This is a genomic window from Rhizorhabdus argentea (assembly GCF_037861105.1).
Classification (GTDB): Bacteria; Pseudomonadota; Alphaproteobacteria; order Sphingomonadales; family Sphingomonadaceae; genus Rhizorhabdus; species Rhizorhabdus argentea.
In genome coordinates this window covers 85,836-95,027 of record NZ_JBANFK010000015.1, presented here as the reverse complement: position 1 = coordinate 95,027, position 9,192 = coordinate 85,836, and the positions used below count along the sequence as shown (strand labels likewise).

The 9,192-nt window shown below is 65.4% G+C and carries 8 protein-coding genes; 3 read left to right on the top strand and 5 right to left on the bottom strand.

The window, feature by feature from the left end:
* Window positions 1-77: 77 nt before the first annotated feature.
* A complete protein-coding gene (locus AAC645_RS14255; RefSeq protein WP_340316945.1) occupies window positions 78-347 on the bottom strand; it encodes an XrtV sorting system accessory protein in 270 nt (89 codons plus the stop codon).
* 108 nt (window positions 348-455) lie between these two features.
* On the opposite strand from AAC645_RS14255, the gene AAC645_RS14250 reads away from it, so the two are divergent.
* Window positions 456-1,286: a SurA N-terminal domain-containing protein gene (locus AAC645_RS14250; protein ID WP_340316942.1), complete on the top strand. Its 831-nt coding sequence runs from the start codon at window positions 456-458 to the stop codon at window positions 1,284-1,286.
* A 264-nt stretch (window positions 1,287-1,550) separates the two neighbouring features.
* Here AAC645_RS14250 and AAC645_RS14245 read toward each other — a convergent pair whose 3' ends face one another.
* Window positions 1,551-3,014 (bottom strand): undecaprenyl-phosphate glucose phosphotransferase, encoded by a 1,464-nt coding sequence (locus tag AAC645_RS14245; RefSeq protein WP_340316940.1) that lies wholly within the window; start codon window positions 3,012-3,014, stop codon window positions 1,551-1,553.
* A gap of 4 nt (window positions 3,015-3,018) precedes the next feature.
* A complete protein-coding gene (locus tag AAC645_RS14240) occupies window positions 3,019-4,617 on the bottom strand; it encodes a tetratricopeptide repeat protein (RefSeq protein WP_340316939.1) in 1,599 nt (532 codons plus the stop codon).
* A gap of 86 nt (window positions 4,618-4,703) precedes the next feature.
* On the opposite strand from AAC645_RS14240, the gene AAC645_RS14235 reads away from it, so the two are divergent.
* Together AAC645_RS14235 and AAC645_RS14230 are read left to right on the top strand one after the other, a co-directional pair.
* Window positions 4,704-5,708: a glycosyltransferase family 2 protein gene (locus AAC645_RS14235; RefSeq protein ID WP_340316938.1), complete on the top strand. Its 1,005-nt coding sequence runs from the start codon at window positions 4,704-4,706 to the stop codon at window positions 5,706-5,708.
* A complete protein-coding gene (locus AAC645_RS14230; protein WP_340316937.1) occupies window positions 5,705-6,856 on the top strand; it encodes a glycosyltransferase family 2 protein in 1,152 nt (383 codons plus the stop codon). Before AAC645_RS14235 ends, AAC645_RS14230 begins: the two co-directional genes overlap by 4 nt.
* Here the strand turns inward: AAC645_RS14230 and AAC645_RS14225 are convergent.
* Both AAC645_RS14225 and AAC645_RS14220 read right to left on the bottom strand, forming a co-directional pair.
* Window positions 6,853-7,863: a glycosyltransferase family 2 protein gene (locus AAC645_RS14225; protein WP_340316936.1), complete on the bottom strand. Its 1,011-nt coding sequence runs from the start codon at window positions 7,861-7,863 to the stop codon at window positions 6,853-6,855. The two genes, AAC645_RS14230 and AAC645_RS14225, sit on opposite strands and share 4 nt — an antisense overlap.
* Window positions 7,860-9,191, bottom strand: a complete 1,332-nt coding sequence (locus AAC645_RS14220; RefSeq protein WP_340316935.1) for an oligosaccharide flippase family protein — start codon at window positions 9,189-9,191, stop codon at window positions 7,860-7,862. Before AAC645_RS14220 ends, AAC645_RS14225 begins: the two co-directional genes overlap by 4 nt.
* Window position 9,192 lies beyond the last annotated feature (1 nt).

Here is a 9,192-nt window from a genome sequence, read left to right as displayed (position 1 = left end):
GCCGAACTATCACCGACGGCCCGGCGGGTGGTTTTCGGCGAGGCGGGCGCGCCTTCGCCGGGGAGATGAAGCGAAGGCTATTCGCCCGGCTTTTCCAACGGCTTGAGCACGATCTGGATATAGGCCAGCGTCGCCACGATGACGCCCACGCCGATCAGGTGATAGATGACGCCTTCGCCCGCGATGGCCTTGTTGCCGAAGTAGTTGGCGACCGCGCAGCCCACCGCGGCACCCAGATATTGCAGCATTGAATCCCGGGGCGGCCGTTCACCGGTCGACCGTTGCATGAAGAGAACGATCAGTCCCGCGAAGATGGCAACCGTGACCCAATCGTAAACTGTCTCCAATTCCACGTCCTCCGAGCCACTATGGCGGCATACAGGCTTGTCGCCATGGCTGACAATCATGTAGCAACGTGCCGACGTCAATGAACATCACGCGTCGGGGGAAATAGGGTGAAGATCAGAGCTGCGCTTCTCGGCGGCGTATTTGCCGCGAGTCTTCTCGTTTCGGCTTGCCATAAGGAGCCGAAGGGCCAGGTGGTCTCGATCGTCAACGGTGAGGAGATTTCGATTCAGGAACTCAACGCCGAGCTTCAGGGCGTGCGCATCCCCGACGGAGCGGACCGCACCAAGCTGCGCAAGCAGGTGCTGCAGCGGCTGATCGATCGCAAGCTGATCGTTCAAAAGGCGCGCGAGCAGGGCCTCGACAAGACTCCGGATTTCGTTGCCCAGCAGCGCCGGCTCGAGGAGAATCTTCTGGTCAGCATGCTCGGCCAGAAGATCGCCGCGACCGTCCCGATGCCTGACGACCGCGACATCACCCAATATATTGCCGACAATCCCTCCCAATTCGGTGGCCGCCAGCGTCTGATGCTCGACCAGATCCAGTTTGCTGCGCCCAGGAACGTGAAGAGCCTGATGGCGCTGAAGGACGCGCACAGCCTCGACGACATCGCGGCCGGGTTGCAGAAGCTCGGCCTCGGCTTTGCGCGCGGCAAGGGGGTGATCGACACCGGCCGGCTCGACCCGGAGTTGATCAGCGTGATCAACAAGCTTCCGCCGGGCGAGCCATTCGTGCTGCCGTCGAACGGCCAATATGTCGCCAGCGTCGTCGTCGGCCGCGACAGCACCCCGACACCGGCCAATGCGGCACGCCTGGCCGCCGCCGAGATGGTCCGCCGCCGCGAACTGGTCGCCGAGAGCAAGGCCCAGGTCGCGCGCACCCGCACCAGCGCAGAAATCCAGTATCAGCGCGGTTTCGAGCCGGAGAAAGCTGCGAAGTAATACGGTTTGGTTGTTTAGCCCTCAAACGCCGGGCGCGTTCTTTGTTTGCCCCTCAAACGCCGAGGGGTCAGCATCCGCTAACCTTGGCTTCGCGCCAATAAGGCGCGGCGGCCGTTCGGCCTTGCGGGCCACTGGCGTGCCCCGACGCCGAGCTCAGCATCGGAGCCGGCCTGGCTCCGCAAGGCCGAACGGCCGGCCCGAGCTTATTGCGAGGAAGCCAAGCAGCACGGACGTGCTGCGCCCGGCGTTTGAGGGGCACCTAATCTAATAGGCCCGCTCCCAGATCAGCCGCCAGATCGTCTCCAGGATGATGCGCAGATCGAGCAGCAGCGACCAGTTCTCGATGTAGAACATGTCATATTCGACGCGCCGCTTGGCTCGCTCGATGGTATTGATCTCGCCGCGCAGGCCGCGGACCTGGGCCAGGCCGGTGATGCCCGGTTTGACGCGGTGACGCGCCGCATAGCCGCGCACCGCCTCGAAATAATAATCGTCGCCCACCATCATCGTCGTCGCATGCGGGCGCGGGCCGACGATCGACATCTCGCCGGTAACGACGTTGAGCAGCTGGGGCAGCTCGTCGATCGACAGGCGGCGGATGACGCGCCCGATCGGCGTGACCCGGGGATCGTGGCGAGTGGTCCGCTCGGTGCCGCTGACATCCTGGCGGTCGACATACATGGAGCGGAATTTAAGCACGCTGATCTTGACGTTGTTGAAGCCGAAGCGCTGCTGGCGGAACAGCACCGGGCCGGGACTGGTGAGCTTGATGAGCAGGGCGGTCAGCAGCAGAACCGGCGACAGCAGGACCAACCCGAGCAGCGCGATCACCCTGTCCTCAATCGCCTTCAGGATGCGGTTGAAATCGCGCATCGGCCGCTGCCACAGCGCGAACAGCGGCAGCGAGCCGATGAAACGCATGCTATATTGCTGCGACAGATCGAGCGCCTCGCGCGGCATCAGACAGATATCGACCGACACCTTTTGCAGCGCCTCGGTAATCTGGTCGAGCCGCGCCTGGCCGATCATGGGCAGCGCGATGATCACCATATCAACGTCGCCCTGGGCGATCCGCGACACCAGCGCTTCGAGGCCACCGAGGAAAGGCACGCTCCACGGCGCCTTGCGCTCGATCCGCTTGGACCTGTCATCGGCGACGCCCACAACGGCGACATAGGGCAGCCGTTCGATCTCCAGCAGACGCAGGACGCGGTCCGAACTCGCTTCGTCGGCACCGTAGATCACGATACGCTGGCCGATATGGCCCGCCTGGACCAGGTAGAAGACGAACTTGCGCACCACGAAGCGGCTGACGAACAACAGAGCGGCGGTCCCGCCGAGATAGCAGAGCGCGAGTCCCGTCGAAAACAGCCTGGCCTGCCCCAGCTGCCAGATCGTCGCGAACACCAGCAGCGCCGCCAGCAGGAACTCGAAGGCCACCGCCTGGTCGCTGTCGCCGCCGCGCCCCATCGGATGGGCATAGCTGTCCCGCGACAGCCTGATCAGGAAGAAGTTCACCGCGACGATGACGGCTACATTGACATGCTGGCCGACGAAATATTGCGGCCCGCGAATCAACTCATAGACGAGCGGCGCCATCAGCGCGCCCAGCGTCAGGCAGATCAGATCGACCCCCAAGATGATCGTGGCGATCACGTTGGAGGTGAAGCGATATTTGCGCGATTGCGGCTCCGCGACCGCGCCGTGCCCCTCGATGACATTCAGCATGGCCTCACCGTCCTGCCACAGCCGGGGGTGAATTGCCCAGCGGCCGGGCGTCCCGTTGCTGCGCGGTCCAGGCCGGCGCAAGCGCATGCCGGATCTTCGCTCCGCCCGAGATCCGGTCGAGTGCGGCGAACGCCTGTTCGACGCACTCGGCATCACCCAGACCGATGCACAGCCGGGCTCGCTCGCGCCAGCCATCGCGCGAGCGCGGATTGTCGTCGGTAAAACGCTTTGCAACGTCGCGCGCGCCCGACGCGCGCCCGGTGTCGAGCAGATATCGCAGATACGCCGCCAGCATCGTACTGTCGTCAGGCAGCTCGTTCATCGCCTGCGCATAGGCATTGTCGGCCAGGATCGGTTCCTTGCGGCGGACATAGATCCGGGCAAGCGCAATCCGCCCTTCGGCGATGCCGGGATTATCGCGCACCAGCAGCTGCGCGTAACGCAGCGCGTCGGGAAGATCGCCCCGCGCGACCAGCACGCGCGCACGCATCAGCAGCGCACGTGGATTGCCTTCGTCGAAGTCGAGGATGCGGTCGATCAGTGCGGTCGCCCGTTCGCCGCGGCCCAATCCGGCCAGCGCGCCAGCGTAGAGCACGTCCGCCTCGACATTGGCCGCCGTGATCCCGTCGGCGTCGATGAACGGCCGTAGCACCGCCTCCGCGTCGGCGTAGCGTTTCTGATCGAGCAGGAGGTGCCCGAGCGCGACCTTCATCTGGTCGCCGCCGTCGGCCGTGACGAAGCGGCGGACCCGGTCGACATCGACCGCGGCACTGCCCACCTCGTCCCAGACATCGACGATGCGCTGCTGGAGCGCCGCATCGCCCGGATGGGAACGAGTCAGACGGGAGAGCATCGCAAGCGCGCGATCGGACATGCCCCGCTCATAGAGCAGCTTCACATAATCGAGCCGCAGCTCGACATCGGCCGGGCGCAGCGAAAACAGCCGGGCATAGGTGCGGGCAGAGCGGCGAAAATCGTCCTGCCCGGCATAGAGATCGAGCAGCACCACAAGCTTGGGCACCGTCTCGCCATCCCTGGCGATCGAGGTTTCGATCGTTCCGATCGCCGCTTCAGGGTCGCCGCCGGAGTTCAACACCCGCGCGAGCAGGATAGTGGCGCCTTCGTTGGCCGGATCGATCGCCAGCATCCGATCGACGATCGCACGCGCCCCGGCGAGGTCGTGGCGCGCCGCCGCGACCGAACCCTTGACGAGCAGCATGCGCAGCGAGCGGGGCTGGAGAGCGAGCCACTGGTCGGCGAACTTTTCCGCATTGTCGAACGAACCGCCGGAATAGGACAGCTCGGCCAGCGCCTGGACCGCTTCGTCATCCTTCCGATCGAGTTCGATGACATGGCTATAGGCGCTATAGGCGTCGAGATAGCGGCCTAGCGCGGTCTGCACGCGCGCGAGCTTCGACCAATATTCCGGAACATCCTCCTGCGCGGCAATTGCCCTGCTGATTTCGATCCGCGCCGCGAAATAATTCCGCGCAGCATAATAGGCATCGAAGCGGGCGGCGGCCTTCGCAGCCTTTTCCTGGGACTGGCCACAGCCCGTGAGCACAAGCGGCAGCAGCAGCGCCCCCGCCCAGATGCGTGCCATCCCCCAAGCCATCTCTTGCCAGCCGCCCCTTTCCACTCGATTACAGACCTGTGGGCCGAACCGATCAATAGGGCAAAGCGTAAACAATGAGCCGAAGCGATATCGCAGCGGTGGTGATCGGCCGCAACGAAGGCGCACGGCTCGATTCCTGCCTGCGTTCGCTGCAGGGGTTTCGCACCGTCTATGTCGATTCCGGATCGAGCGACAGCAGCGCAGACCTTGCCCGAGCGGCCGGCGCAGAGGTCATCGAACTCGATGCTGCGGGCGGCTTTTCCCCAGCGCGCGGGCGCAATGCCGGCTTGATGCGCGTGACCGCCGATCCGGCGATCCACTATATCCAGATGGTCGATGGCGATTGCGTGCTCGATCCCGGCTGGATCGCCACGGGCGCGGCGGCGCTCGATACCGACTCGGCATTGGGCGCGGTGTTCGGCCGCCTGCGCGAGATAGACCCGGAAGCCTCGATCTACAGCTGGCTGTGCGATGTCGAATGGGCCGTCCCGACCGGATCTGCGGCTGTTTTCGCCGGGCTCGTCATGCTGCGCGCGGAGGCGGTTCGCGACAGCGGCGGATATCGCAGCGGAATGATCGCCGGCGAGGAACCGGAGCTCGCCATCCGCCTGCGCGCGGCGGGGTGGCGAATCCTGTCGCTCGCCCAGCCGATGGCTGTGCATGACGCGGGGATCACCCGCTTCGGCCAATGGTGGCGGCGGACCGTCCGAGCCGGCCATGCCTTCGCGGAACTGGTCTACCTTCACCCCGGCGGCGGCGCGCATGATTTCGTCCGGAGCCGGCGGCGTATCCTGTTATGGGGCGGTATCGTGCCATGCGGCGCGCTGGCCGGGCTGCTCGCAGGGATGATGCTCGATCCGCGATGGACAGCGCTGGTCGCGGCCGCGATCCTGCTGATCCTTGCGCAGGCCGCCCGCGCAACGATGCGCGACCGGCTGCGCTACGGCGGCAGGCGTGCTTTCATGCTGGCGCTGTTCCTCGCCATCGGCAAATATGCCGAAATGATAGGGCTCATCCGCTTCCACCTCGACCGCCGTTTCGGTCCTCGGCCGCGGTCGATCGAGCAGAAGGCGCCATGATCGAGATTGTTGCCTGGGCATTGCTGCTGCCGCCGGCCATCGCGACACTGGTGCTGACCATCGAGTTGATCGCTGCGCAGTGGCCCGTTCGGCGTGCAGAAGTCACCATCCGGCCGCGCATCGCCATCGTCATTCCCGCCCATGACGAAGCTGTCGGCATCGCGGCGACGGTCACGGCGCTCCGCAACGCCGCGCCAGGGGGCACCCGGCTGATCGTGGTTGCCGACAATTGCGGCGATGCCACCGCCGCGCTGGCACGCTCCGCCGGCGCCGAGGTGATCGAGCGCAACGAGCCCCAGCGGCGCGGCAAGGGCTTCGCGCTCGCCTTTGCGCGTGATCGGCTCGCGGCCGAGCCGCCCGATATCGCGATCGTCGTCGATGCGGACTGCAGCATCTCCGGTGGGGGCATGGCCCGGCTGGCGGCGGCAGCCCAGGCAAGCGGTTGTCCGGTTCAGTCCGCCTATATGATGCGCCCGCGGCCCGATCTCGGCACCCTGACCTGCCTGTCCGGCTTCGCCTTCCTGATGCGCAACCTCGTGCGCCAGCGCGGCCTGGCAAGGCTGGGGGCGCCGGCGCTGCTGACAGGATCTGGGATGGCTTTCCGCTGGGACGTCTTCGTCAGCGCGCCGCTCGCCACCGCCGACCTGGTGGAGGATCTTTCGCTCGGCGTAGCGCTGGCCCGGAGCGGCCAGCCTCCGCTCTTTCTGCCCGACACGGCGACATGGTCCGACCCGGCGCCGCGGCACGCCATCGGGACGCAGCGCACCCGCTGGGAACACGGCTTTCTGCGCCTCGCCCGCCAGACAGCGCTGCCGCTGCTGACCGAACGGCAATGGCCGCTCATCTGGCTGGGCCTGCACCTGCTGGTGCCGCCGCTCGCGCTGCTGGCCGCGGTTGACGGCGCTACGCTGGTGCTGCTCTTCGTTCTAGCGCGGGCCGGGTCGACGGCGCTGCCCTTCATCGTCCTGGTGACCTTGCTCACCGCTGCGATGCTGTTGCTCGGCATAAGCTGGGCGCGCTTCGGACGTGCGCAGATCTCGGGCGGCAGGCTGCTGTTGATCCCCTTCTATATTCTCTGGAAGCTGCCGATCTACGTCAGCGCCCTGTTCCGGCCGGAACGGCGCTGGATCCGCACAAGCCGGGATTAGCCGGATCGCCTAAGCCCCGACCAGTTTATCAGTGGCCGAGCCAAAGTGCTGACCTGCTCCTGCAATAGGATCGATGCGGTGCCGGCCAGAATCGCCGGGCCGAACCCCGAGGCGTTCGCCAATATCGCGCCGATCTCGGACGGCGGCACCTTGCTGTCCAAAAGGCGCCGCGCGGGCGCGATCAGCGCTTGGCACATGAAACCGCGCATGTGGCGGCGGCGACCGGCATCGACGCGCAGATCGAGCGCATCTTCGACATAGCGCTGCACAGCCATCGCCTCGCAGACGAACGTGCTGGCCTTGGTGCGACGGCGCACATTGCCATCATGGCTCCGGAAATGATTGAGGCGGCCGGGGATCCGCACGATGTCGAACTCCATGAGCATCCGGCAGTAGGTCATCCAATCGCCACATAGCCGCAACGTCTCGACCGGGCCGCCGATCGCATCGAACGCAGCGCGCCGGAACAGCACGGCGCTGGCATTGGGGATGCTATTCCAAGGATGCATGTAGTAGCGGCTATAGACCTTCCCCTCGATCGCGAGCGGCGCGTCGCCAAAGTCGGGGATGTAGGGCGCCAGGAATCTGTTGCCGTGCCATGTGTCGAAGAAGCGGTGAAGGAACCGTCCAGCCTCGTCGACGACGTCGGAAGCGCAGACCGCCATCCCGGCGGCAGGATGAGCGTCGAGTTGTGCGGCAAGCTCCTCGAGCAGAGTCGGTTCGGCGTAATCGTCGGATTCGGCGATCCAGACATAGTCGGACGTGCTCTGATCGAGCCCTCGGCGCCATTGGCGGTAGGGGTTGCCCGAATTAAGGGCGCTGAAATCGAACCGAACGCGCCGGTCGCCGGAATAGCGTCGAGCCACTTCGCGGCTATCGTCGGCAGAGGCGTCGTCGAGGATGATCAGTTCAAAGTCGTCGAAGCGCTGCGCCAGGATCGTATCGATCCGTTGCGCCAGGTAAGGCGCGTGATTGTAATTCGGCACGATGACGGCAACCTTCGTCACCAGCCAGGCACCAGCCGGGCGGCCGTGACCGTCACGGCAAAACCTGACGCAGCGCCGACGCCGGCGACGGCGAGATAGGCGAGTTCCTCGCGCAGATCGAACAGGCTCGCACGGTGCAGCACCACCCAGTGGAAGCCGAGCACCGGAAGCTCGATCAGGCCAACCGCCGCGATCACTCCTATCGGGCCGAACAGCAGAAAGCCGATGGGCCCGGCGAGCGCCAGCCATATGGCTCGAACGATGTTACCATAGAGCGTCACCTTCACCTGCCCGGTAGCGGTCATCACCTCCGACGCCGAACGATTGGGCAGCCGCAAGGTGCAGCTGATCGCGAGCAGCGAAAGATAGGGCGCGACGGGCGCGTAGCGCACGTCATAGAGTAGCGCTACGACGAACCCGCCGCCGCCGGTCAGCGCACCGCATCCCAGCGCATAGAGCAGCGACGCCCTGCGCCGGACAGCATAATAATATTCGCCAAGGCGGCTTCGGTTTCCATTCCACACCTGCGCATAGACCGGATAGGCAATTCGGCTGACATAGGCGCCGACGAAGCTGTTAGCGGCCGAGGTGAGGTTGAGCGCGATCGCGTAGAAACCGAAATCGTGAAGCGACATGATCCGCGCCAGCGCGATCTTGTCTGCCTGCGAAACCACCAGCGTCAGCATGCTCGACACGATCACAATCCGCGAGAACAGCATGAACTCGCGCGACCACGCGCGGTCCCGAGCCGGGCGGCGGCGCGAGTCGGGGAAAAGCGAGTAGCTGGCGATCGTCCGGGCAAGGCTCTGCGCGATCATCGCCAGGATGAATGCCCAGGCATTGCGCAGCCAGACGGCGAGCACGATGCACAGCACGGTCTGAAACAGCGCCAGGCAGAAATCGATGATCGTCAACCGCCGCGCGCCGCCTGATCGCAACGTCGTTGTCAGTGCCAGCGACGTGAAGCCCTCGACAAGGAAGATGGTGGAGGCGACCGCCAGCGGAAACGCCAGCTGGGGCTTATGGAGAAACGCGGCGATCAACGGCGCGGCAGCCATGCCGCCCAGGGCGAGCAGCGCGCCGCGCCCCGCATGAATCGTCCAGATCACATCGCGAAAACGGGGGTCGTCGCCTTCGGGATGGCGCACGAGATATGACTGGAAGCCGAGATCGGTCAGCATCGTGATGGTGAAGAAGATCGAATTGATGATCCCGATCAACCCGAAGACATCGGGCGCGACCAGCCGCGTCAGCATCAGGGAACTGACCGTCCGCACCAGGACCGTCGCCGCGGTCGTCATCATCAGCACGCCGGTGACGCTACCGGCGGCCGCATATATGCGACGCATG

Coding starts and splice junctions, on each gene's coding strand:
- AAC645_RS14245 (WP_340316940.1), bottom strand. CDS start 3,014: ATGCTGAATGTCATCGAGGGGCACGGCGCGGTCGCGGAGCCGCAATCG.
- AAC645_RS14240 (WP_340316939.1), bottom strand. CDS start 4,617: ATGGCACGCATCTGGGCGGGGGCGCTGCTGCTGCCGCTTGTGCTCACG.
- AAC645_RS14235 (WP_340316938.1), top strand. CDS start 4,704: ATGAGCCGAAGCGATATCGCAGCGGTGGTGATCGGCCGCAACGAAGGC.
- AAC645_RS14230 (WP_340316937.1), top strand. CDS start 5,705: ATGATCGAGATTGTTGCCTGGGCATTGCTGCTGCCGCCGGCCATCGCG.
- AAC645_RS14220 (WP_340316935.1), bottom strand. CDS start 9,191: ATGCGTCGCATATATGCGGCCGCCGGTAGCGTCACCGGCGTGCTGATG.